This window comes from Achromobacter sp. UBA4530 (genome assembly GCF_002388205.1).
GTDB classification, from domain to species: Bacteria; Pseudomonadota; Gammaproteobacteria; order Burkholderiales; family Burkholderiaceae_B; genus Achromobacter; species Achromobacter animicus.
The window spans coordinates 520,483-542,385 of record NZ_DGMA01000008.1; the positions used below are offsets into that span (position 1 = coordinate 520,483).

General features: G+C 67.4%; 24 protein-coding genes. 11 read left to right on the top strand and 13 right to left on the bottom strand.

Annotated elements, in window-relative coordinates; translation table 11 throughout:
• Positions 1-52: 52 nt before the first annotated feature.
• The 4 genes from B2W22_RS09195 to B2W22_RS09210 all read right to left on the bottom strand — a co-directional run bounded on the left by B2W22_RS09195 (position 53) and on the right by B2W22_RS09210 (position 3,628).
• Positions 53-1,039, bottom strand: coding sequence for a FecR domain-containing protein (locus B2W22_RS09195; protein WP_286937285.1), 987 nt, complete (start codon positions 1,037-1,039; stop codon positions 53-55).
• Entirely contained in the window at positions 1,036-1,584 is a 549-nt protein-coding gene (locus B2W22_RS09200) for a sigma-70 family RNA polymerase sigma factor (protein WP_239215806.1), read from the bottom strand. Before B2W22_RS09200 ends, B2W22_RS09195 begins: the two co-directional genes overlap by 4 nt.
• A 112-nt stretch (positions 1,585-1,696) precedes the next feature.
• Entirely contained in the window at positions 1,697-2,671 is a 975-nt protein-coding gene (locus tag B2W22_RS09205; RefSeq protein WP_286937288.1) for a Bug family tripartite tricarboxylate transporter substrate binding protein, read from the bottom strand.
• A gap of 63 nt (positions 2,672-2,734) precedes the next feature.
• Positions 2,735-3,628 (bottom strand): MBL fold metallo-hydrolase, encoded by an 894-nt coding sequence (locus B2W22_RS09210; protein WP_175123504.1) that lies wholly within the window; start codon positions 3,626-3,628, stop codon positions 2,735-2,737.
• 120 nt (positions 3,629-3,748) lie between these two features.
• On the opposite strand from B2W22_RS09210, the gene B2W22_RS09215 reads away from it, so the two are divergent.
• Entirely contained in the window at positions 3,749-4,720 is a 972-nt protein-coding gene (locus tag B2W22_RS09215) for a LysR family transcriptional regulator (protein WP_175123505.1), read from the top strand.
• Positions 4,721-4,790: 70 nt separating this feature from the next.
• On the opposite strand, the gene B2W22_RS09220 is transcribed toward B2W22_RS09215, so the two are convergent.
• Positions 4,791-5,510, bottom strand: a complete 720-nt coding sequence (locus tag B2W22_RS09220; RefSeq protein ID WP_175123506.1) for an SDR family oxidoreductase — start codon at positions 5,508-5,510, stop codon at positions 4,791-4,793.
• A 142-nt stretch (positions 5,511-5,652) separates the two neighbouring features.
• Positions 5,653-6,780, bottom strand: coding sequence for an alanine racemase (gene alr, locus B2W22_RS09225; RefSeq protein ID WP_279972284.1), 1,128 nt, complete (start codon positions 6,778-6,780; stop codon positions 5,653-5,655).
• Positions 6,781-6,929: 149 nt separating this feature from the next.
• Between alr and hpnC the strand changes: the two genes are divergently transcribed.
• From hpnC to hpnE, 3 genes are read left to right on the top strand one after another with little or no spacing between them, the layout of a single operon-like run.
• Positions 6,930-7,760, top strand: coding sequence for a squalene synthase HpnC (gene hpnC / locus B2W22_RS09230; RefSeq protein WP_175138412.1), 831 nt, complete (start codon positions 6,930-6,932; stop codon positions 7,758-7,760).
• Positions 7,761-7,773: 13 nt separating this feature from the next.
• Positions 7,774-8,637 (top strand): presqualene diphosphate synthase HpnD, encoded by an 864-nt coding sequence (hpnD, locus tag B2W22_RS09235; RefSeq protein ID WP_175123509.1) that lies wholly within the window; start codon positions 7,774-7,776, stop codon positions 8,635-8,637.
• Positions 8,634-9,956, top strand: a complete 1,323-nt coding sequence (hpnE, locus tag B2W22_RS09240) for a hydroxysqualene dehydroxylase HpnE (RefSeq protein WP_175183866.1) — start codon at positions 8,634-8,636, stop codon at positions 9,954-9,956. The genes hpnD and hpnE overlap by 4 nt, the downstream gene beginning before the upstream one ends.
• Before the next feature lie 41 nt (positions 9,957-9,997).
• On the opposite strand, the gene B2W22_RS09245 is transcribed toward hpnE, so the two are convergent.
• The 5 genes from B2W22_RS09245 to B2W22_RS09265 form a co-directional block, all read right to left on the bottom strand.
• Positions 9,998-10,456 carry a carboxymuconolactone decarboxylase family protein gene (locus B2W22_RS09245; protein WP_286937292.1) on the bottom strand — a complete coding sequence of 153 codons (459 nt, stop codon included), beginning with the start codon at positions 10,454-10,456 and terminating at the stop codon, positions 9,998-10,000.
• A 65-nt stretch (positions 10,457-10,521) separates the two neighbouring features.
• Positions 10,522-11,508: a Bug family tripartite tricarboxylate transporter substrate binding protein gene (locus B2W22_RS09250; protein ID WP_175123512.1), complete on the bottom strand. Its 987-nt coding sequence runs from the start codon at positions 11,506-11,508 to the stop codon at positions 10,522-10,524.
• A 65-nt stretch (positions 11,509-11,573) separates the two neighbouring features.
• Positions 11,574-12,578: a cyclase family protein gene (locus B2W22_RS09255; protein WP_286937294.1), complete on the bottom strand. Its 1,005-nt coding sequence runs from the start codon at positions 12,576-12,578 to the stop codon at positions 11,574-11,576.
• Between the two features lie 54 nt (positions 12,579-12,632).
• Positions 12,633-13,841 (bottom strand): CaiB/BaiF CoA transferase family protein, encoded by a 1,209-nt coding sequence (locus B2W22_RS09260; protein ID WP_286937351.1) that lies wholly within the window; start codon positions 13,839-13,841, stop codon positions 12,633-12,635.
• Positions 13,842-13,890: 49 nt separating this feature from the next.
• Positions 13,891-14,736 (bottom strand): HpcH/HpaI aldolase/citrate lyase family protein, encoded by an 846-nt coding sequence (locus B2W22_RS09265; protein ID WP_286937296.1) that lies wholly within the window; start codon positions 14,734-14,736, stop codon positions 13,891-13,893.
• A gap of 85 nt (positions 14,737-14,821) precedes the next feature.
• On the opposite strand from B2W22_RS09265, the gene B2W22_RS09270 reads away from it, so the two are divergent.
• The 3 genes from B2W22_RS09270 (at position 14,822) to B2W22_RS09280 (ending at position 17,580) form a co-directional block, all read left to right on the top strand.
• The gene (locus B2W22_RS09270) at positions 14,822-15,715 is read left to right on the top strand and encodes a LysR family transcriptional regulator (protein ID WP_175123515.1); all 894 of its coding nucleotides are present in this window, start codon (positions 14,822-14,824) and stop codon (positions 15,713-15,715) included.
• A gap of 89 nt (positions 15,716-15,804) precedes the next feature.
• Positions 15,805-16,770, top strand: a complete 966-nt coding sequence (locus tag B2W22_RS09275; RefSeq protein ID WP_286937298.1) for a Bug family tripartite tricarboxylate transporter substrate binding protein — start codon at positions 15,805-15,807, stop codon at positions 16,768-16,770.
• 21 nt (positions 16,771-16,791) lie between these two features.
• Positions 16,792-17,580, top strand: coding sequence for a GntR family transcriptional regulator (locus tag B2W22_RS09280; RefSeq protein ID WP_175123517.1), 789 nt, complete (start codon positions 16,792-16,794; stop codon positions 17,578-17,580).
• Between the two features lie 81 nt (positions 17,581-17,661).
• Here the strand turns inward: B2W22_RS09280 and B2W22_RS09285 are convergent, their stop codons facing one another.
• Together B2W22_RS09285 and B2W22_RS09290 are read right to left on the bottom strand one after the other, a co-directional pair.
• Positions 17,662-18,054 carry a fluoride efflux transporter CrcB gene (locus B2W22_RS09285; RefSeq protein ID WP_175123518.1) on the bottom strand — a complete coding sequence of 131 codons (393 nt, stop codon included), beginning with the start codon at positions 18,052-18,054 and terminating at the stop codon, positions 17,662-17,664.
• A gap of 5 nt (positions 18,055-18,059) precedes the next feature.
• Positions 18,060-18,614 (bottom strand): HdeD family acid-resistance protein, encoded by a 555-nt coding sequence (locus B2W22_RS09290; protein ID WP_056562763.1) that lies wholly within the window; start codon positions 18,612-18,614, stop codon positions 18,060-18,062.
• A 202-nt stretch (positions 18,615-18,816) separates the two neighbouring features.
• Here B2W22_RS09290 and B2W22_RS09295 point away from each other — a divergent pair, with 202 nt between their 5' ends.
• From B2W22_RS09295 to B2W22_RS09310, 4 genes are all read left to right on the top strand, one after another.
• Positions 18,817-19,443, top strand: a complete 627-nt coding sequence (locus B2W22_RS09295; protein WP_286937300.1) for a PepSY-associated TM helix domain-containing protein — start codon at positions 18,817-18,819, stop codon at positions 19,441-19,443.
• Between the two features lie 27 nt (positions 19,444-19,470).
• Positions 19,471-19,986 (top strand): DUF2271 domain-containing protein, encoded by a 516-nt coding sequence (locus B2W22_RS09300; RefSeq protein ID WP_056562769.1) that lies wholly within the window; start codon positions 19,471-19,473, stop codon positions 19,984-19,986.
• An 80-nt stretch (positions 19,987-20,066) separates the two neighbouring features.
• The gene (locus tag B2W22_RS09305) at positions 20,067-20,867 is read left to right on the top strand and encodes a DUF4198 domain-containing protein (RefSeq protein ID WP_175123521.1); all 801 of its coding nucleotides are present in this window, start codon (positions 20,067-20,069) and stop codon (positions 20,865-20,867) included.
• Between the two features lie 84 nt (positions 20,868-20,951).
• A complete protein-coding gene (locus B2W22_RS09310; RefSeq protein ID WP_286937353.1) occupies positions 20,952-21,899 on the top strand; it encodes an FAD:protein FMN transferase in 948 nt (315 codons plus the stop codon).
• Positions 21,900-21,903: the final 4 nt, after the last annotated feature.

A 21,903-nucleotide genomic window follows, 5' to 3' on the forward strand; every position in this document is an offset into this window, starting at 1 on the left:
TAGGCCGGATGAGCGCGGCAAAAGCGGCAAACTAATTTGTAACAGCGAGGGTTCAGCGAGCTTGGAGGGTCGTCCACCACGGCAGCGGCTGGCTGATGCGCACGGGCAGTGCCTGGCTCAGCAGGCGCAGCGCGCGATCGCTGTCATGCAGCGGAAATGTGCCCGTCACGGGCAGCGCCGCCACGTCATCGGCACAGCCGAGATGCCCGCGGCGGTAACGCGCCAGTTCCGCGATCACCCGCGCCAACGGCGCCTCCTCGAACTGCACGATGCCGCGTGTCCAGTTGTGATCGTCGGCCCGCAGCGCTGCCGGCGCGTCCATGCCTTGCGATCCGCCACGCATCCGCATGCCGGCATCGACTCGAATCCCGGCGGGCGGCGCCCCCGCAAAATGCGCCTGCACCGCGCCCTCCAGCACGGCGAGCGTGGTTTCGCCGTCAAGGCTGCGCACGTTGAACCGCGTACCCAGCGCCTGCAACCGCCCTTCAGGCGTGTCCACCACGAAGGTGCGCCCGGGGTCGGCCGCGGTAGCGATCATGATCTCGCCGCGCAGCAGCACCAGGCGGCGCTGGTCGCGGGTGTAGTCGACCTTCACTGCGGTATCGGTATTGAGTTGGATCAGCGTGCCGTCGGCAAGCCGGATTTCTTTCGATCCGCCCACCGGTGTAACCAGGTCCGCCTGCCAGACCGCCCAGGTTCGACGGCCGGCTGGCGACTGCGCAATGCCCAGGCCCAGCAATCCCGTCGCGCCTGCAATCAGCGCAACCGTCAGCAGCCGGCGGCGCTCGCGCCGGCCCTGCGCGGCGGCATTAAGGCTGGCCAGGCTGGCCTCACGTCCCATCGGCTGGGCGACCAGCGCATCGAACTGAGCGCCCACATCCTCGACGCGTTGCCACGCCCGGCGATGCGCGTTGTCGGCGTCCATCCACGCCTGCCAGCGTGCGCGCTCCTGCTCGCTGGCCGCCCCCGAGCTCAGCAGCGCATACCACTGCGCGGCAGCCTCAAGAATGCGCGGATCGACGGCGGCGGCGCCTATCAACGTCCAGCCTCTTCGCCATACACACCAGCGGGTTGCAGGTCGGTATCGAGCAAAAAGCACAACATGGCCTGCGCGATGTCGTTGCGCACCGTCCGCTCGGACACGCGCAGCTCCGCTGCAATGGCGGGATGCGTCATGCCATGGATACGGTGCATCAGGAAAGCGGCGCGCGCGCGCACGCCCAGGCGATGCAGTTTGCGGTCGATCTCGACCAGCGCCTGGAGCGCCTGGACTTGCACTTCGGGGGATGGGTGCGTGATCTCGGGACGCGCGGCCAGCGTTTCGGCCCAGGCCAGTTCAATGTCCCGGCGCCGCCAGAAATCGATCAGCAGGCCGCGCGCGATGGTGGTCAGGAATGCCCGGGGCTCACGCACATCCGCGATGGCGTGCCGGCGCACCAGCAAGGTCAGAAAGGTGTCCTGGGTCAGGTCGGCGGCCTGGTGATTGTCCTGAAGACGGCGATTCAGCCAATTCTGCAACCAGCCGCAATGCGCGGTGTACAGGGCGGAAAGCGATGCGCCAACTGCGTGCTCTCGGTCCGACACGGCGAGCATCCAAAATGGAAATGATAGTTATTATTATACAAGCCCGGCGGGGTGGCCACTCCGGCGATGGACGTTGCAACACGCGCCGCCCAAACGTCGGCACCGCGCGGCGTCAGTCCAGCACCACGCCCGACTCGCGCACCACGGTTTCCCATCGCCGGGCCTCGTCACGCCACACCGCACCGAACGACGCCGGCGTGTCGAGACCAGGGACGAAGCCGCCCGCGAGAAAGGCCTGCCGCACCTCGGGCAAACCCAGCACCTCGTGCAAGACGGCAGCAAACCGCGCGACGCGGTCGGCCGGCGTGCCCTTCGGCGCGGCAAAGCCCCACCAGTTGCCCTGCACCGCGTCCGGCATGCCGGCCTCTTTCGCCGTGGGCACGTCGGGCAAGGCGGCAAACCGTTCGGGCGATGCTACAGCCAGTGCCCGGACCTTGCCCTGCGGCACGTAGGCGGCCGCGACGCTGTAGCCGCCGATGTAGAGCTGCACCTCGTTGGCCAGGAGCGCCTGTACACCGGGTGCCGCTCCCCGATAGGCAATGTGCGTCATGTCCGCGCCCATGGCTTTCGACAGGCGGTACGCCGACAAATGCGGCGTCGTGCCCATGCCGGGCGAGCCGTAATTGAGCTTGCCTGCATGCGCGCGCGCGTACTGCTGGAATTGCCGCCAGTCGGTGCCCGGCGCCTGGGCGCTGACATAGACGAAGGCCGGCACGTCCGCCAGCTTGCCCACCGGTTCCAGATCCGTCAGCGGATCAAAGCCCAGCTTGCGATACAGGAACTGATTGATGACGAAATTGTTGGCGGCGCCCAGCACCAGCGTGTATCCGTCGGGCTTGGCGCGCGCCACGTCCTGCATGCCGATGTTGCCGCCCGCGCCGGTCTTGTAGTCGACCACCACGGGGTGGCCCAACCGCTTTTCGAGCAGCGGTTGGATCTGCCGCAAGGCGATGTCGCCCGCCGCGCCCGGCGCGTATGGCAGCACCACGCGGATGGGATGCTCGGGATATTGCGCGCTTGCAGCGGGCGGCATGAGGGCCGGGGCAAGCGCTGCCAGGATGGATACGGCACAAGCTCGGTACGGCATCGTGATCTCCCTGGCCGACCCGGCGGCGCTGCCCGGGCGGCCGGCCTTGCAACGTTGCGGGTGCTACAGGTCGATACGCATCAGATCGTGGGCCAGACGCAGCGGCCCCGGGTAGTGTTTGCGGATGTCCGCCACGATCTCGTCCATCAGGTGCGGCCCCATGAGTTCCACGGGCAGATGCTTGGCCGCCGCGCGCTTGAGGACCGGGCTGGTCGAATCGAAGTGACCGAAATGGGTGGCCACCAGGCTCTTCACATTGGCCTCGCGTGCGATTTTGCCCAGGTCGGTCGGGCTGGTGTGCGCGTAGGTGCCGACACCGGTCTTGGCGCGGTGCGCGATGAAAGACTCGGGAAAGGTGCATTCGTGGATGAGCAGGTCCGCATCCTTGGCCAGGCGCACCATCGCCTCACAGGGTGCGGTATCCCCGCTGAAGGCGATGACCTTGCCTTCGGCCTCGACGCGCACGCCGAAGCACTCGCAGACGTCGCGCGGGATGTGCTCCACCCAATCCACCGAAATGCGCACTTTGTCGTCCTCGAACACCACGCCGGGACTCACCTCGCGCACCTGGGGCCGCATCGCCTCCAGGTTGCGCTGGCGCACGGGATAAGCGGCGCGCGCCTGAAAATCGGTGTGGTACGCGCCGTTCTCGAACAAGTGGTCCACGAAATGCTTTGTGCCTTTCGGGCCCAGCACCAGCGGAGAGCCTTCCTTGTTCAGAATCCAGCTTGAGATGACGAAATACGGGTAGTCGCAGATGTGGTCGTGGTGCAGGTGGGTCAGGAAAACAAACCCCACCTTGGCAGGATCGACGTTGGCGCGCACCATCTGCCGCGTCGCACCCTCGCCGCAGTCAAACAGGTAGTGCCGGTCATCGTCCAGCGTCAGCAGAATGGCGGACTGCGCCCGGTCAGGATCGGGCAACGCCGCGCCCGTCCCCAGCATGGTGATCTTCATCGGCATCCTCTCTGGTCAGAAGCATGGGCTCGCGTGAGCACGAAACCAGTATAGGAACGGGGTGCATACCGAACGATCAATTATTAGAATGCTGTGAAAACCGCTAGGAATCACTGCGCCATGCCCGCCAGCCCCCGCATTCCCGACCTGCGCCACATCAGCGGACGCCTGCGCCTTCGCCACCTTGACCTGCTGCACGCGCTACACGCGCTGGGCAGCGTCCACAAGGCCGCGGCGCGGCTGGGCATGACCCAGCCCGCCGCCAGCAAGCTACTGCTGGAACTGGAGGACATGTTCGGCGTCCCGTTGTTCGTGCGTTCGCGGCGGGGCATCACGCCGACCGCCTTCGGCCAGGCGCTTGCGGGCAAGACGGATGTGCTGCTGGCCGACCTGGCGGGCGCGCGCAACGAGATCGCCGCCTTGGCAGCCGGCGCGCGCGGCCGCATCCGGGTCGGGGTGCAGCCGGTGGCCCTGCCTGTGCTCGTGCCGCGCGCCATTCAGCGATTGCGCGAACATCATCCAGGCGTCACCGTCATGCTGCACGAGGGCGCGCACGACGCGCTGCTGGACAGTCTGACCCGCGGTGAACTGGACTGCGTGCTGGGCCGCTTGATGCTCGATGCCGCCCAGGCAGTGTTCCGCACCGAAGTGCTGTACGAGGAGCCGATATGCGTGGTGGCGCGCAAGGGGCATCCGCTGGCGCGGTCGACCCGCATCACTGCATCCACGCTTGTGCGCCAGGACTGGATTCTGCCGCCGCCCGATGCGCCGTTGCGCCAGCGGATCGACGCCTATTTCGCGCAACAGGGCATGGCGCTGCCCGCCCCCGTCGCCGAATCGGTGTCGCTGCTGGCCAATGAAGTGCTGCTGCGCGGCGCGGATATGCTGGCCGCCATGCCGCGCGCCGTCGCGCATCATTACGCGGACCTGGGCGTGCTGGCGATCCTGAAGTTCAAACCGGACTGGAGCCTGCCGGCGGTGGGCGTCGTGCAGCGGGCGCACGTGGAACCGACCGCGGCGCTGACGCATTTCCTGGACGCCTTGCGCCACGAAGCCGGCGCCTTGCAGGACGCGCCGGCGACGCGCGATTGAAGAACGGCGCGCCCGCCAGGCACAAAAAACGCACCCGAAGGTGCGTTGCTGATCCATGCAGCGGCAAAGTTCAGGAGCGGCCAGCCAGGCTGCCACCACCGTCCACGCCCAGCACCTGTCCGGTAATGAAACCCGCGTCGTCCGACAGCAGGAAGGCGATGGCCGCGGCCACTTCGGCCGGGGTGCCCAGGCGCTTCATGGGCACGGAAGCCAGCGCGCGCTTTTCGTTGTCGCTGCCGGCGGGCCGGGTGGCGCGGAACATTTCGGTTTCGATGGGACCCGGCGCGACCGCATTGGCCGTTACGCCGTATTCGGCCAGTTCCAGCGCCCAGGTGCGGGTGCAGCCCACCAGCGCGCTCTTGGCGGCCGAATACGCGGTGCGGTCCAGCGCGCCGTGGATGGAGCGGCTGACCACGTTGACGATGCGGCCGGCGCGGCGCACCTTCATGGATTCGATGAAGGCCTGCGTGACCTGCACCGCCACGCGCACGTTCAGGTCCAGCACGTTATACAGGGTGGCCAGATCGATTTCGCCCAGCGGCTGGGGCGACACGATGCCCACATTATTGACGACGGCGTCGACCGGGAATTTTTCGCGGATTTCGCGCAGGACCTCTTCGGTGCGGCCGGCGTCGGCCAGATCACAGGCGTACAGGTAGCCCGGGAAATCGACGTCGGTCGTGTTGCGCGCGATGCCAACCACGTGACAGCCCATGTCGGACAACCGCTGAGTAAGCGCCCAGCCTATGCCTTTGGTGGCGCCCGTAATGAGCACGCATTTGTCCTTCATGGATTGAAACCTCGCAGTCTGTTTTCTTGGTCAAAAACGGGCGCCTGAGCGCCCCGTTTCCAAAGTAGACACCATCCGGCGCCGCGTGTCTTGTAAATTGCGTAGCAATTCTTGCCCCCTGGACGCCGTGACGCCGGGGGGATCAGACGTCCCGAGTGACCGGGACGCGCGGCGCCAGGGCGCACAGCAGTTCATAGCCGATGGTGCCGGCCGCGCTGGCGACTTCGTCCACCGAGGGGCCGTCTTCGCCCCATAGCGACACGGGCGAGCCGACCCCGGCGGACGGCACGGGCCCCAGATCCACGACCAGCATGTCCATGGACACCCGTCCCAGCAGCTGGGTCCGGATACCCGCCACCACGACCGGGGTGCCGGTGGAGGCGTGACGCGGATAGCCGTCGGCGTAGCCGCAGGCCACGATGCCGATGCGCATGGCGCGTTCGGCGCGGAACAGCGCGCCGTAGCCGACGGAGTCGCCGGCCTTGATTTCCTGGACCCCAATGATTTCCGAGCGGAGCGACATGGCGGGCTTCAGGCCGAAAGAGGACGCTTCGGCATCTGCGAAAGGCGACGCGCCGTAGAGGCAGATGCCCGGCCGCACCCAGTGCGCCTGGCTTTCGGAGCCGACGGCGATATCGGCAAAGCGCAGGGCGGCGGCCGAGTTGCACACGCTGATCGCGCCGGGCAGCTTATGCGTCACCGAATTGAAGACGCTGAGCTGTTCGTTCACGCCTTGCGGACCATCCGCGCAAGCAAAGTGGGTCATCTTGCCGACCGAGCCCAGCGTGCCCTGCTGTTGCAGCAGCGCGGCGCGCTCGTAGGCGGCGGGAAACGCCGCCGGGCTGAACCCCAGCCGGTTCATGCCGCTGTTGAGCTTGAGCATGATGTCCACGCGCCGGGAAAGGCGGGCTCGGGCCAGCATGTCGAGCTGGTCGCGGTGGTGGACCGTGCTGCTGAGATGGTAGCGGTCGACGATGTCGAGGTCGGACGGGTTGAAGAAGCCTTCCAGCAGCAGGATCGGCCCGCCCCAGCCGGCCTCGCGGCAACGCACGGCTTCTTCGAGGTCCAGCATGGCCAGGCCCTGCGCCTTGGAAAAGCCCGCCACCGCCTGCTCGATACCGTGGCCGTAGGCGTTGGCCTTGATGACGGCCCAGATCGACGGCGGCAGCCCGGCGGCCGCGGCGGCGGTCTGGTCCAGGTGGCGGCGCACGGTGGCCAGATTGTGCGCAAGGGCGGAAACGGAAACGGTGGCGGATATTGGGCGCGGCATGGTGTGGGATCCTGTGGCGTCCAAGTCTAACTGATCGCCGCCCGCGGCGGCGGCGCGCCGGATCAAGCGCGGGCGACTACTCTAAAATGAGACCGTTTTCCGCTTTACGCCGTCTTTGCAGGTCCATTCCTGCCCACTGGCCTCTTTTTATGTCCATCGATCACTACGAGAACTTTCCCGTTGCCTCGCTGCTGTTGCCGCGCAGGCTGCGCGGCGCCGTGACCGATATCTACCGGTTCGCCCGTGCTGCGGACGACATTGCCGACGAAGGCAGCGCGACCGACGAGGAGCGCCTGGCCCAGCTCGCCACGTTCCGCACCGAGCTGCACCGCATCGGCGCCGAACCCGGCACGCCCCCGGCGCCCGGCCTGCCGCCCCTGTCCGACATCTTCGGGCCGCTGGCGCAGACGATCGCCCGGCACCAGTTGCCGATCACGCCGTTCTACGACCTTCTGTCCGCTTTCGAGCAGGACCTGACGGTCAAGCGCTACGAGGACTACCCCACCCTCATGGATTACTGCAGCCGCTCGGCCAACCCGGTCGGGCGACTGATGCTGCACCTGTTCGACGCCAGCACGCCGCAGAACATCACCGAGTCCGACGCCATCTGCACCGGCCTGCAGCAGGTGAACTTCTGGCAGGACGTGCGAGTGGACTGGCACAAGCACCGCGTCTACCTGCCGCAGGAAGACCTGCGCCGTCACGGCGTGTCGGATGAAGACCTGGCCGCCTGCCGGCTTACGCCGGCGTGGCGCGAGCTGATGGCCTTCCAGGTTGACCGCACACGTGCGCTGCTACACTTCGGCGCTCCGCTGGCGCGCCGCCTGCCGGGCCGCATCGGCCTGGAGTTGCGCCTGGTGGTGCAAGGCGGGCTGCGCGTCCTGGAGCGGATCGAGGCGAGCGGCTACGATGTATTCATGAATCGCCCCGAATTGGGCGCCAAAGACTGGGCCATCATGTTGTGGCGCTCCATCAAGTAACAGGCCGTGCCTAATGACCCCTGACGAGTATTGCCAGGAAAAAGCCGCCAAAAGCGGCTCCAGCTTCTACTACTCCTTCCTGTTCCTGCCTCCCGAGCGCCGGCGCGCCATCACGGCCCTGTATGCGTACTGCCGCGAGGTGGACGACGTGGTCGACGAGTGCACCGATCCGTCGCTGGCGCGCATCAAGCTCGCCTGGTGGCGCACGCAGATCGACCAGATGTTCGACGGCAAGCCCGACCATCCCGTCACGCGCGCGTTGCAGCCGCACCTGGAAAGCTGTTCGATCACCCGCGCCCGGCTGCTGGCCGTGATCGACGGCATGGAAATGGACCTGGACCAGACCCGCTATCTGGACTGGCCCGGCCTGCGCAAGTATTGCTGGCACGCGGCCGGCGTCGTGGGCGAGCTGTCCGCCGGCGTGTTCGGCTATTCCGATCCCAAGACGCTGGTCTACGCCGAAAAGCTGGGCCTGGCGTTCCAGATGACCAACATCATCCGCGACGTGGGCGACGACGCCCGCCGCGGCCGCATCTATATCCCGGTCAACGACATGCAGCAGTTCGAGGTCAAGGCCTCGGACATCCTGAATGGCGAGTATTCCGACCGCTTCAGCGCGCTGATGAAGTTCCAGGCCGACCGCGCCCGCGAACTCTACCGCGAGGCGATGAGCAACCTGCCCGAGGCCGACCGCCGCGCGCAGCGTCCGGGACTCATGATGGCCGCCATCTACCATGCGCTGCTCGACGAGATCGAGCGCGACAACTGGCAGGTGCTGCACCAGCGCATTTCGCTCACCCCCTTGCGCAAACTCTGGCTCGCCTGGAAAACCTGGGTGGGCGGCGGACGCGGCCTGGTCCGCCGGTTGGCCCGGTGAAGGCGGCGGTCATTGGCGCAGGCTGGGCCGGCTTGGCGGCCAGCGTCGCCCTGCGGGAAGCCGGCGCCAAGGTCACGGTGTTCGAGGCCGGGCACACCCCCGGCGGCCGCGCGCGGCGGGTGTTCCACGGCGATTTTGAAGCGCCGCTCGACAACGGCCAGCATCTCTTGTGCGGCGCCTACAAGGAAACCCTGGCGCTGATGCGCCGCGTGGGCCGCAATCCCGACGCCCTGCTGATGCGGCGCCCCTTGCGGCTGGCAAGCCTGGACGGCCGCTTCAACCTGTCCGCCCCACGCCTGCCGGCGCCGCTGCACATGGCCATGGCCGTCCTGCGCGCACGTGGCCTGTCTTGGTCCGACCGGCTGGCGATGCTGCGCCTGATGCGCGGCTTGAAGACCATGTCCTGGTCGCCCCCGCGCGACTGGACCGTCCTGCAGTTGCTGCACTATCACGCGCAATCCGATGTGCTGATCCGGCAGATGTGGGAACCGCTTTGCCTGGCCGCGCTGAACACGCCGATCGCCACGGCCAGCGCAGTGCTGTTCGCCCGCGTGCTGCGCGACAGCCTGGCCGGCGCGCGTGAAGACAGCGATCTGCTGCTGCCATGCACGGACCTGTCGGCGCTATGGCCGGACGCCGCCGCGCGACAGGTCACCATGCGCTATGGCAGCACGGTGCGCCAGCTGCATCCGTCCGCCGACGGCATCGACATCAACCAGGAACGTTTTGACGCGGCCGTGCTAGCCGTGCCGCCCACCTTCGCCGCGCGTCTCTTGGACGGCCCGCTGCGCGAGGCCGGCGCCACGGGGCTGCTTGATGCGCTGAAGGCCTTCGACTATCTGCCCATCGCCACGCTGAACATACGGCTGGCTGGGCCGTGGCGGCTGCCCGAGCCAATGATGATGCTGCGCGAGGATTCGGCCCGCGGCCATGCCGGCCAATGGCTGTTCGACCGCGCCCAGCTCGCGGGCGACACCAAGGCCGGGGAACTGGCCCTGGTGGCCAGCGCCGCCATCGGCATGAGCGAACGCAACCGGCGGCAAACTATTGAAGCCCTGATCGATCAGGTGGCCGAACAGGCCGCGGCGCATCCGCTGCGGCTGCCGCCGATGCCCGAGGTGGCAGCGGCTGAACTGTTCATTGAAAAGCGCGCGACGTTTGCCGCGGTGCCGGGCCTGACCCGCCCGCTGAATACGACGCCGTGGCCCACGCTGGCATTGGCGGGCGACTGGACCGATACCGGCTATCCCGGCGTGCTGGAAGGCGCGGTGCGCAGCGGCCTGCAGGCGGCTCGCGTGCTGAATCCCCGCGCGGACTGAAAAGCGTCAGGCGGGCAAGCCGCCCGCCTTCCGCAGACCGGTCAAGCCGGCTTTGTCCCGAACAGGTCGGCCTGGCGCGGATCCGCCGCGGCGAGTTCATAGCCGATCTGCCCCGCAACCTCGCGCAGGATGTTCTGCGCAAGATTGAAGGCCGTGTTGGCCGCCGGCACGCCCGCGTAGATCGCGTTCTGCAGCAGCACTTCCTTGAGTTCATCGGGCGTCAGGCGCGAGGCATCCTGTGCCGTCAACGCGCCGCGCACGTGCAGTTCAAATTCTTCCCAGCGGCCCAGCGACAACGTCACCGCCAGCACCATCATGCGGCGCGCCTTGTGCGGCAGTCCGGGGCGGCTCCAGATATCGTGCCAGGCATAACGCGTGATCATGTTCTGGTAGTCGGCGGTGAACGTGGTGGCGCGATCCAGCGAACGCTGCACCCATTCATCGCCCAGCACGGCGCGGCGGTTTTCCAGGCCGCGCTCGAAATCGTCTTCCCGGCTCATCTGGTCAATCTCCATTCGGATCGGGGGCTGGCGCGTGCAAACGTTGCCGCGCCCGCCCCCGGATATCAATTCACCTGGATGTTATTGGTTTTCACGACCTCGGCCCAGCGGGTCTGTTCCGCGTCGACAAACTTGGCGAAGTCCTCGGCGCTGCTGCCGACCGGCGTCAGGCCCAGCTTGGCGAGCTTCTCGCGGGTATCGGGACGCGCCAGCGCCTTTTGCACCAGGTCCTGCAGCTTGGCCACCACTTCAGGGCTGGCGCCGGCCGGCAGGAAGAAGCCGTTCCACTCGACCACGTTGAAGTTCTTGATGCCGGCTTCGCCCACGGTCGCCACGTTGGGCAGTTCGGGCATGCGCTGCGACGACGAGACCGCCAGCGCCTTCAGCTTGCCGCCGGTGACGTAGTTCAGGCTGGACGCGGCGTTGGCAAAGTAGACGTCGACCTGACCGCCCATGACGTCCACGATGGCCGGCGCGCCGCCCTTGTAGGGCACGTGCACCATATCCAGGTTCGCATCCTTCTTGAGCAGCTCGGCGGCCATCTGCGCCAGGCTACCCGGTCCATACGACGCGAACGTCAGGCGGCCGGGCTTGGCGCGCGCGGCATCGATGAAGTCCTGCAGGTTGTTGAAGCTGGAACCGGGCGCGGCCACCAGGATGTTGGGTACGCTGACGGCCTGCGAGACCGGAACGAAGTCCTTCTTGGCGTCATAGGGCAGCTTGCGCAGCACCGGATTGATCGAGAAGGACGACGCGTCGTACAGCACCGTGTAGCCGTCGGGCTTGGCCCGCGCCACGAACGCCGCGCCGATGGAACCGCTGGCGCCGCCCTTGTTCTCGATCACGACGCTCTGGCCGGCGACTTCGCCCATGCCTTGCGCGATGATGCGCGCGGCGTTGTCCGCGCCGCCGCCGGCGGAATACGGCACCACCACGGTGATGGGCTGCTCGGGGTAGCCGGCTGCGTGCGCGGCGCCAAAGGCGGTGGCCAGACCGATGGCGGCGGCCAGCGGACGAATTGCGGCCAAGGCCGTGCGACGGGTTTTCTTCATGTGTGCTCCTCGGGTCTCCCCTGCGGGGATGTTCGATCGGTCAAGGGTCGTGGCGCGAGCCGTCGTCAGACGGTCGCGATGGGGTTGACCGGCGCGCCGACCAGACCGGGCACGTACATGGGCGCCGCGGTCAGGAAAAAGGCATGCCGGCCGTGCTGGCGCAACCATTGCGCCAGCGGGGTCAGGTGCCAGAGCTCGCCCAAGGGCAGGCCCAGCTTGAACAGACATTGCTCGTGCAGGGGCAACAGCGCGCCCTTGCCCGAGTCCAGGTGATGGTTGCGCAGTTCGACCGCGTGGTTATCGGCGGCGATGGCCGCGATCCGGCTGTCCTTGATCCAGGCCAGCAGGTCCGCGTCGCCGCCATCCAGCACGCAGCAGCTCGTTTTGAGCCGCTCCTGCTCGTCGTCGCCGAGCGTCAGCGCCAGGTCGGCCAGCCCAGTGTGCAGGCACAGCACGTCGCCCGGCCGGACTTCCACGCCATCGGCGCGCATCACGTCCATCAGCTCGCGGTGGGACACCTTGCGCTGCGCATCACCGAAATGGGCGCGCAGATCCACCAAGACGCCGCGCCCCTGGATGCCGTGGCGCGCCATCGGCGCGATGGACAGGTCGCGGGTGCCTGTAAAGCCCTCAGTGGCGGGCTCGCTGACGGTGAAGCCGTTGTAGCCGGTGGGCTGCGGCTGGCCGGTGCCGTGGGCGTCGTACATCGAACCCACGTGCCCCAGCGCGTCCCATTGCGTGGAATATTGCGGCGACAGCGTGACGCGGTCGTCGCTGATGACATCGGTGGCGCCCGGTACGTCGCGGTCCAGCGGATAGCGGTAGACCGGCACCCCGTTCTTTTCGGCGGGCTGGATCACCGGGCCCTTGCGGCGCGGATTCAGCACCGGCGCGCGCGGCACGGTCAGCGGCAGGCTCAGCGAAAACGAGATCCCGGTGCGGATTTCGGCAACCGCGGCCAGGCGCGCCTGGACGTCCAGGTGGTTGAGGGTGCCCAGCTGGTCATCGTGTCCGAAATCGCCCCAGTTCGATCCGTCCGGGCGGCGCACATAGCGTTGCGCTTGATTCATGATTCCTGTCTCCTCGCCCTTTTGCCGGACGATGCTTATCTTGGTTGTTACTGCTTATTGCACCACGGAGGTGTGCAGCAATTGGTCGATTTCGCTCGTTGTGTATCCCAGGGCGGACAGAATGGCGCGACTGTGTTCGCCCAGACCCGGCGCGGCGCGCACGGCGCCGGCATTGTCTTCGTCTTGCGCGGCGGCTCCGCCAAACTGCGCCCATTGCGCCAGACCGAGGTAATTGCCCGCCTTCTCGCTGTGATACGGGCGCATGAATCCCATCGCCTCCACCTGCGGGTGGTCGAACATGTCCTCGACCGGCCGCACCTCCGCGCAAGGCACGCTCTGGCCGAAGCGCTCGGCCCATTCACGGGCCGACGCTCGCGCCAGCGCCTCGCGCACCAGCGGGATCAGCACGGCCGCCTGCGCCGCGCGCTTTTTCACGGTGTCGTAGTCGGGATGGTCCGCCAGATCCCGCAGGTCCAGGTGATCGCACAGCGCACGCCAGAAATGCGGCGTGTTGGCCGAGATGTAGAGATGGCCTTCGCGCGTGGGATGGATGCCCGTGATGCCGCCCGAGCGCATGTCGCGTTCGATGCGGCGCGGCTCGCCTTCGGCCCAGACCAGGCGGGCGGACTGCATGGCCAGCGCGCTGCCCAGCAGCGACACTTCGATGGCTTGCCCGCGCCCGGTCTTTTCGCGCTGATAGAGCGCGGCGGACACGCTGTTGGAGATCAGCGCGGCGCCGTAGTAGTCGACCACCGATCCGTACAGCACCTCGGGCGGGCCGTCGGGCTTGGCCTGCGCCGCGCACATGCCGGTCATGGACTGCAGCACCTGGTCGTAGCCCGCGTGGCGCGCCATCGGACCGGCCGCGCCGTAACCCGTCATCGCGCAATAGATCAGGCGCGGGTTGATGGCGGCCAGCGTGGCGAAGTCGATGCGCAGGCGCTCCGGCACGCCGGGGCGGAAATTGTGAACCAGCACATCGGCCTCGCGCACCAGCCTGACCAGCACCTCGTAACCCGCTTCGTCTTTCAGATTGAGGCACAGGCCTCGCTTGTTGCGGTTGATGCCCAGAAAGGCGCGGCTCTCGGCCGGCAGCGTCGACGGGTACTTGCGCAGGTTGTCGCCTTCGGGCGGCTCGACCTTGATCACGTCGGCGCCCATGTCGCCCAGCAAGGCGCAGCCGTACGGACCCGCGATGTAGGCGCTGAGGTCCAGCACCTTGACGCCGGCCAGCGGCAACTGAGCGGAGGTTTCAATTTCCATCATGCAATTCATCCGATAAAAAGCTCGGCCGCGATTCGCGCAGGCCGTTTCAGGCGGCGCGTCCTGCGGCCAGCAGGACGTCGCGGGCGCGCCGCACGAAGGGCGCGTCGATCATCTTGCCGTCCAGCAGAAAAGCGCCCACCCCTTCCTGCGCCTTGCTTGCCGCGACGATCCGTTCCGCCGCATCGATCTCTTCGGCACTGAATCCAAAGACCTCGTTGGCGATGGCGATCTGGCTGGGATGCACGCAGGATTTGCCCAGGAAACCCAGCGAGCGCGCCAGTTGCGCCTCGGCCTGGAAGCCCTCGCCGTCGCGCACGCGGGCATAGGCGGCGTCCATGGCGTACTTGCCCGCGGAACCGGCGCCCAGCCGCAACGCCAGCATCACCGCGCGCAGGGTCTCGGGCTGGTAACGGTCGATGCCCAGGGGTTCGAACAGGTCGGCCAGGCCCAATTGCAGGCCCGCCACGCGGGGGTGCGCCGCCGCCAGCTCGGCCGCGCGGGCCAGCGCCAGCGGCGTTTCAACGGTGACCAGCAGCTCGCCTTCGAAACCGGCCTGGCCGGCGCGGTCCGCGGCCTCGCGCAGCGCGTCGGCGGACTCGACCTTGGGCAGATTCAGCATGTCGATCGGCGATCGTCCCAGCGCGTCCAGGTCGTCGGCGAAATAGGGGGTGTCCGACGCATTGACGCGAACGATAATTTTCTTGGGATGTTGAGCCTGCGCCGTTTGAAAGGCGGGCGACCCGAGCCAGCTGGCCAGCTCGGCACGCGCGGCCGCCTTGCGAGGCGGCGCGACCGCGTCCTCCAGATCGAAGGACAGCGCATCGGCAGCGCTGGCCATGGCTTTGTCGAATAGTTCCGGGCGTGACGCCGGCACGAAAAGCTTGCTTCTCATTGTGGTCTCCTGGCCGCATTGTGACCGCGCTGCACGCCGCCAGGGGAAAGCCGCCATACGATAAGAAGATAGAATCCCTATCATCATGAACACCGACTTTCTCCACACGCTGTCCGCCGTAGCGCAGCACGGCTCCATGGCCGAGGCCGCCCGCCGCCTGGGACTGACACACGGCGCCGTCGCCCAGCAGCTACGCAAGCTGGAACAGGAGCTGGGCGTGCCACTGGTCGCGCGCGCCGGCCGCACCGTGCACCTGACGGCCAAGGCAATCGAACTGATCGGACCGATGCGCGAGGTCCTGGAGCGGATCGAAAAGATCCGCTACCTGGCGCGGTCGGGCGAGATGATGGGCGAGCTTCGGCTGGGCGCCGGCAACACCGCGCTGAACTCCATGGTGCCGGCCATTCTTGAACATCTGGTCGGACGCCATCCGCTGATCAGCGTGGAGATCCAGCCCGGGCACAGCGCCCGCTTCTATCCGGCCATTGAAAGCGGCGAACTCGATGCGGCCATCGCGCTGGAAGCGCCCTATCCGCTGTCCAAAAGCCTGGGCTGGCAGTTGCTGCGAGAAGAACCTTATGTGCTGGCGGCGGCCCCGCGCCACGCCGGCCGTCATCCGCACAGCCTGCTCACCGCGGAGCCGTTCATCCGCTACCAGCGCAACGACTGGAGCGGGCGCCATGTCGACGAGTATCTGCGCCGCGTCGGCATCACGCCGCGGGACCGGTTCGAGCTGAACGCGATCGAATCGATTGCGGTCATGGTGAGCCGGGATCTGGGCGTGGCGATCCTGCCCCGGTCCACCAACGGCACGATCGAACGGCTGGGTCTGCTCGCCCTGCCGCTGCCCGCGCACTGCGAACCGCGCCGCTTCGGACTGATCTGGTCGCGCGTGTCGCCGCGCCTGGCGTTGATCCAGGCGTTCCGGGACATCGCCATCGTGGAGTACGCGAAGGCGGCAGGTGCGCCGGACAATTGACGCCTTTCTACGGGGAAACGATCTGGCGTGCCCGGGAGCGTCTTCCTATACTTGTATTGTCCTCAATACAACATATCAGGAGACAACTCATGCCGGGACTTCATCGGATCGCCGCGGGCTGCGCGCTGCTGGCGGCGTTCGCCATGCCAACCGCCCCCGCCCTCGCGCAGGCGGACGCCATCAGGCTGGTCGTCGGCGCACCGCCGGGCGGCACCACCGACACCGTGGCGCGCAGCATCGCCCAGCACATGACGGTGGACTTGAAACGCCCCGTCGTGGTCGAGAACAAGCCGGGCGCGGGCGGCAACATCGCCGCCGACTATGTCGCCAAGAGCAATCCCGACGGCAATACCTTGCTGGTCACCTTCACCAGCTTTTCCATCAACGCCACGCTGTACCGGAACCTGCCCTTCGACCCCGTGGCCGATTTCACGCCGATCAGCATGCTGGCCAACGTGCCCAGCGTGCTGGTCGTGCGCAAGGATTTCCCGGCGCGCACCATGCCGGAGTTCGTCTCGCTGGTCAAAGCCAGCCCCGGCAAGCACACGATGGCGCTGGGCGCGATCGGGTCGTCGCTGCACATGGCGGGTGAACGCATGAAGATGATGGCAGGCCTGGACATCCTGAACGTGCCGTACAAGGGCACGGCGCCGGCCATCACCGACCTGCTGGGCGGTCAGGTGGACATGATGTTCGCCAGTTCGCTGAACGCGCTGCCGCACATCAAGAGCGGCGCGCTGCGGGCGCTGGGGGTCACCAGTCCGCAGGCGCTGCCGCAGTTTCCCGGCGTGCCGCTCATCGGCGATACCATCAAGGGTTTCGAATCGAACGCGTGGTTCGCGCTGTTTGGTCCGGCCAAGATGCCGGCCGACAAGCTGGCGGCCCTGAACGCCGCGGCGCGCAAGGCGGTCGACACGCCATCGTTCCGCAAGCTGCTCGAAGGCGAGGCCGCCAGCGCGGTCAGCAGCAGCCCCGAGGAACTGGGCGTCTTCGTGCGCGAGGACATCGCGCGCTATGCCGAGATCGTCAAGTTCACCGGCGCGACCGTCGACTGAACGTCAACCAGGAGCCCCACCGTGCCCGACAGCCCGCTGCCGCTTTATCACAAGGTCTATCTGCTGCTGAAGCAACGGCTCGAAGCCGGCGGGTTCGCCACGGACAGGGCGATGCCCGGCGAAAACGCGCTGGCCGCCGAATACGGCGTGTCCCGCCTGACGATACGGCGCTCGCTAGATGCGCTGGCGGCTGATGGCCTCATCGAGCGGCGGCAGGGGCGCGGCACGTTCGCGGCCCCGCCGGCGCAGTTTCCGGGCCCGCAGCACGGTGCGGGTATCGACGCGCTGATGGCGCACCTGGCCCGCATGGGCATGCACACGCAAGTGCGCCTGCTGGAACTGGAAACCGCGCCCGCCCCGCCGCCGGTGGCGGCTCGCCTGGAACTGCCGCCCGGCGCACCCGTGCAGCGCGCCGTGCGCGTGCGCAGCCACGAAGGCCAGCCGTTTTCCTACTTGACCACGTTTGTGCCGGATGACATCGGCCAGCGCATCCGCCGTCAGGATCTGGACGCCAAACCGCTCTTGGCCATCTTCCGCGACCTGGGCGTGCGCGTGGCGCGGGCCGAACAGTCGATTTCAGCCGTGCTGGCCGAGCCCGGCATCGCCGAATTGCTGGAGGTGCCGGTGGGGTCGGCCCTGCTCAGCTTGCACCGGGTGGTGCGCGACGAGTCCGGGCGGCCGGTAGAGTGGCTGCATGCCCGCTACCGGCCAGACCGCTACGAATACCGCATGAACATGCAGGCGCACGACATGCCCGGCCAGCCGACGTGGCTGCCCGCGGCGGTCGCCACGCGGGCGGACGGAGGCTGATCGGCGCGGCACGCGCAAGGCGTCAATGGCGGCGGCACGCCCGCAGCTTCAATCGCCGCTAAAGCACGCGCATCAACGTGCCTAGCGCAGCAGACTGACCGTGGCCAGCCCCGCCGCCGTCAGCGCCAGTGACCCGGCCAGACTGAACCCGGCATAGCCCAGCGCGCTGACATATGCGCCACGCTCCAGCATCGCTACGGTCTCGGCCGAGAAGGTCGAGAACGTGGTCAGCCCGCCCATGAAACCGGTGATGGCCCCAAGCCGCACCCAGGCGGGCCACTCGGGATGCCCGGCCACCAGCGCCAGCACCACGCCTACCAGATACCCGCCCGCCAGATTGACCGCCAGCGTGCCCCACGGCCACGAGCCCGCATTCAGCCACAGACCGACCAGCCAGCGGGACCACGCGCCAAGGATCGCGCCCAGGCCCACGGCCAGAAAATTCAGGGGAACCAGCGTTTGATAGGCGGACATGGAGGTCAGACGGTGCCGTGTTGTTTGAGACGCAGGGAAAAGACCAGCAGCAGTATGCCGAAGAACACGGCATAGATCCCGATCACCCACACCAGCGCCAGCGCGCCGGCGCCCGGCTGCATGACCAGCATGGCGCCGAAGGCCACCGACACCAGCCCGGAAAGGCCCAGCAGCCATTCGTTGCGGATGGCCTTGCGAAAGCGCACGGCGGCGATGATCTGGAATACGCCCGCCACGATCGCCCAGATCGCGATGATGTAGAGCAGGATCAGCGCGGTCAGCCCCGGCCAGAGAAAGGTGACTATACCCGCCGCCACGCCCAGCAGGCCCACGATGATCAGCGCCCATAGCGGTTTGCCGTTGTCGCGGATGCGGAATCCGGCGATCAGCGCCAGCACTCCGTCCACCAGCGCGAAAGCGCCCCACACCAGCACCAGCGCCGACAAGGTGATGGCCGGCATGAACATGGCCATGAACCCGAACAGGATGGCGACGACGCCGCGAAGCGCCACCCATCCCCAATGACGACCGATTTGATCCACGACTTGCTGTTGCAGCATGACGACCTCCGGTGTTTGCAAAGGGTGGCCTATCTTAGTCCCGCTGGTCGGCCGGCGCACCCGTTCAGCCTGCATTCAGCTTCGGCAAATAAGGCGCTTTCCGCCGAAATCGATTGAAATTTCCGTGCGCGAAAAGGCCTCGCTTTTTTAAGAGTAATTCTCATTAAATGCTAGAATCCGGCCGCTTCCTGCCCGACATTCCATGGACACCCAACCCGCTCCCCGCCGCCGCGCCTACTGGCTCAAGACACTGCATCAGTGGCACTGGATCAGTTCTGCGCTTTGCCTGCTGGGCATGCTGTTGTTCGCGGTGACGGGGCTGACGCTGAACAACGCGTCACACATCGAATCCAAGGCCGTGGTGACCAGCCGCGAGGCCCATCTGCCCGAAGCCCAACTCCAGCAGCTTGCAGCCGCGCCCGCGGCAAAAAAGGCGCCCCTGCCCGCCTCGGTCGCCGCCTGGCTGGACGAGACGCTGGACGCCTCGACGTCCGGCAAGACGGCCGAGTGGTCCCCCGACGAGGTCTACCTGTCGCTGCCCCGCGCGGGCGGCGATGCCTGGCTGTCCATCGACCGCGCCAGCGGCGATATCGAATACGAACGTACCGACCGCGGCTGGATCTCGTACCTGAACGACCTGCACAAGGGCCGCAACACGGGTCTGGCCTGGAGCTGGTTCCTGGACATCTTCGCCGTCGCCTGTCTGGTGTTCTCGCTGACCGGACTGGTGCTGCTCAAGATGCACGCCGGCAACCGCTGCGCAACCTGGCCCATGGTGGGGCTGGGCGTTGTGATTCCGCTGGTGCTGGCGCTGCTTTTCATTCACTGATTCCATCGATACGCCCTGGAGATTTCCATGCGCAAGTTGCTGTTGCCGGCGCTGCTCGCCGGCCTGATCGCACGAACGGCCCACGCCGCAGACATCGGCCTGTCCATCGAGGTGCCGCGTCTGGACGTGGCCGAATACCACCGCCCGTACGTGGCGATCTGGATCGAGAACCCCGACCAGAGCGTGGCCACCGACCTGGCCGTCTGGTACGACGTGGCCAAGAAGAACAACGAAGGCACCGAATGGCTCAAGGACATGCGCCAGTGGTGGCGCCGCAGCGGCCGCAACCAGCAGTTCCCGGTGGACGGCGTCAGCGGCGCCACCAAGCCCGTGGGCAAGCACGCGCTGTCGTTTGACGCGGCCAGCAAGCCGCTCGCGCAGCTCAAGCCCGGCCAGTACGCGGTGGTGGTCGAGGCCGCGCGCGAAGTGGGCGGCCGCGAACTGGTGCGCATCCCCTTCCAATGGCCGCCGCAAAAGGCCGAGCAACTGAGCGCGCGCGGCGAACACGAACTGGGCGCCATCGCGCTCGACCTCAAACCCTGACCGGCCTCGTGACCAGCCCCTTTAGCAACGCAAGCAACGCAAGCAACGCAAGCAACGCAAGAAACGCAAGGAACGCAACGATGAAATCCGCCGCCAAACTGGCCGCCGCCCTGGCGCTGTGCCTGCCCTTTGCCGCTCACGCCCATGACGTCTGGATCGTGCCGTCCTCGACGGTGCTGTCGGGCACCGACAGCTGGATCACCGTGGACGCCGCGGTCGGCAACGACAAGTTCTACTTCAACCACGCGCCGCTGCGCCTGGACGGCCTGACCGTCACCGCGCCTGACGGCAATGCCGCCGAAGCCGAGAACATCAACCGCGGCAAGCTGCGCAGCACGTTCGACCTGCAGTTGAAACAAGCCGGCACCTACCGCGTTGCCGTGGTCAACGACGGCGTGTTCGCGCGCTGGAAGGAAGACGGCAAGAACAAGCGCTACTTCGGCAAGGTGGAAGGCATGGCGCAGGCCGTGCCGGCCAAGGCCGACGAGCTTGAAGTCTCGCAGAGCCTGGGCCGGGTCGAGACCTTCGTCACCGCCGGCAAGCCCTCGGCCGTCAAGCCCGTGGGCCGTGGCCTGGAGCTGGCGCCCGTGACGCACCCGAACGACCTCTTCACCGACGAAGCGGCCACGTTCCAGATGCTGCTGGACGGCAAGCCCGCCGCCGACCTGGACGTGAACGTCGTGCCCGGCGGCAGCCGCTATCGCGACAAGGTCGGCGAAATCCAGATCAAGACCGACAAGGACGGCAAGTTCTCGGTGAAGTGGCCGCAGCCCGGCCTGTACTGGATCGAAGCCGGCATGGAAGACGCCAAGGTCACCGTGCCGCAGGCCAAGAAGCGCCGCCTGTCGTACGCCGGCACTGTCGAAGTGCTGCAACCGTAAGGCAAAGGCGCGCGCGTGGCGACCTCTGCTTCCTTCGCACCGCGCAACGCGGCGGCCCCGGCCGTTCGCGTCGCCTATGGCGCAATGCCGGCGCGCCCGGCCGCGTTGGCCGGCGCCACCATGGGCACCACCTGGTCCGCGCGCCTGGCGCTGCCGGCGGGCGTGACCGAAGCGTCAGCGCGGCAAGGCATCCAGGCCGCGCTGGACCAGGTCGTCGCGCAAATGAGCACCTGGGAAGCAGACTCGGACATCACACGCTACAACCGTGCCGAGTCCGGGTGGCAGACGCTGCCGCCCGAGTTTTTCCATGTGCTGCATCATGCGCTGATGCTGGCCGAGGACAGCGGCGGCGCCTACGATCCCACCGTGGGGCCGCTGGTCAACGCCTGGGGTTTCGGGCCGCACCAGCGCGCCTTTGAACCGCCCTCTCCGGCCGCCATCCAGACCGCGCTTGATCGTTGCGGCTGGCGGCGCGTGCCGCTGGACCAAGACCGCCGCGCGGCCTGGCAGCCCGGCGGCGTCTATCTGGACCTGTCGTCCATCGCCAAGGGGTACGGCGTGGACCGCGCGGCGATGGCGCTCGATGCCTTGGGCATCACCGATTACCTGGTCGAAGTCGGCGGCGAGTTGCGCGCCCGCGGCAAGCGTCCCGACGGACAATCCTGGCGCGTCGCCATCGAAGTCCCCGACGCCAGCGACGACCATGCGCTGGCCTTGCCGCTGCACAACTGCAGCATCGCCACGTCGGGCGACTACCGGCGCCACGCCGGCGACGGCGATGCGCGCTACGCCCACACGATCGACCCGCGCACCGGCCACCCGGTACGCAACGCGGTCGCCTCGGTAACCGTGCTGCACCCCGTCTGCATGCAGGCCGACGCGCTGGCCACCGTGCTGACGGTGCTGGGCGAAGCCGAGGGGCTGGCCTATGCGCGCCGCCATGCCCTCGCCGCGCTGTTCATCGTGCGCAGCGAAGACGCCTGGCGCGTCGTCGCCACCCCGCCGTTTGAAGCCCTGGCCCTGGCCACCTGAATGC

Coding starts and splice junctions, on each gene's coding strand:
- B2W22_RS09205 (WP_286937288.1), bottom strand. CDS start 2,671: ATGCCGTACCGAGCTTGTGCCGTATCCATCCTGGCAGCGCTTGCCCCG.
- B2W22_RS09210 (WP_175123504.1), bottom strand. CDS start 3,628: ATGAAGATCACCATGCTGGGGACGGGCGCGGCGTTGCCCGATCCTGAC.
- B2W22_RS09215 (WP_175123505.1), top strand. CDS start 3,749: ATGCCCGCCAGCCCCCGCATTCCCGACCTGCGCCACATCAGCGGACGC.
- B2W22_RS09220 (WP_175123506.1), bottom strand. CDS start 5,510: ATGAAGGACAAATGCGTGCTCATTACGGGCGCCACCAAAGGCATAGGC.
- alr (WP_279972284.1), bottom strand. CDS start 6,780: ATGCCGCGCCCAATATCCGCCACCGTTTCCGTTTCCGCCCTTGCGCAC.
- hpnC (WP_175138412.1), top strand. CDS start 6,930: ATGTCCATCGATCACTACGAGAACTTTCCCGTTGCCTCGCTGCTGTTG.
- hpnD (WP_175123509.1), top strand. CDS start 7,774: ATGACCCCTGACGAGTATTGCCAGGAAAAAGCCGCCAAAAGCGGCTCC.
- B2W22_RS09245 (WP_286937292.1), bottom strand. CDS start 10,456: ATGAGCCGGGAAGACGATTTCGAGCGCGGCCTGGAAAACCGCCGCGCC.
- B2W22_RS09250 (WP_175123512.1), bottom strand. CDS start 11,508: ATGAAGAAAACCCGTCGCACGGCCTTGGCCGCAATTCGTCCGCTGGCC.
- B2W22_RS09255 (WP_286937294.1), bottom strand. CDS start 12,578: ATGAATCAAGCGCAACGCTATGTGCGCCGCCCGGACGGATCGAACTGG.
- B2W22_RS09260 (WP_286937351.1), bottom strand. CDS start 13,841: ATGGAAATTGAAACCTCCGCTCAGTTGCCGCTGGCCGGCGTCAAGGTG.
- B2W22_RS09265 (WP_286937296.1), bottom strand. CDS start 14,736: ATGAGAAGCAAGCTTTTCGTGCCGGCGTCACGCCCGGAACTATTCGAC.
- B2W22_RS09270 (WP_175123515.1), top strand. CDS start 14,822: ATGAACACCGACTTTCTCCACACGCTGTCCGCCGTAGCGCAGCACGGC.
- B2W22_RS09275 (WP_286937298.1), top strand. CDS start 15,805: ATGCCGGGACTTCATCGGATCGCCGCGGGCTGCGCGCTGCTGGCGGCG.
- B2W22_RS09285 (WP_175123518.1), bottom strand. CDS start 18,054: ATGTCCGCCTATCAAACGCTGGTTCCCCTGAATTTTCTGGCCGTGGGC.
- B2W22_RS09290 (WP_056562763.1), bottom strand. CDS start 18,614: ATGCTGCAACAGCAAGTCGTGGATCAAATCGGTCGTCATTGGGGATGG.
- B2W22_RS09295 (WP_286937300.1), top strand. CDS start 18,817: ATGGACACCCAACCCGCTCCCCGCCGCCGCGCCTACTGGCTCAAGACA.
- B2W22_RS09300 (WP_056562769.1), top strand. CDS start 19,471: ATGCGCAAGTTGCTGTTGCCGGCGCTGCTCGCCGGCCTGATCGCACGA.
- B2W22_RS09305 (WP_175123521.1), top strand. CDS start 20,067: ATGAAATCCGCCGCCAAACTGGCCGCCGCCCTGGCGCTGTGCCTGCCC.
- B2W22_RS09310 (WP_286937353.1), top strand. CDS start 20,952: ATGCCGGCGCGCCCGGCCGCGTTGGCCGGCGCCACCATGGGCACCACC.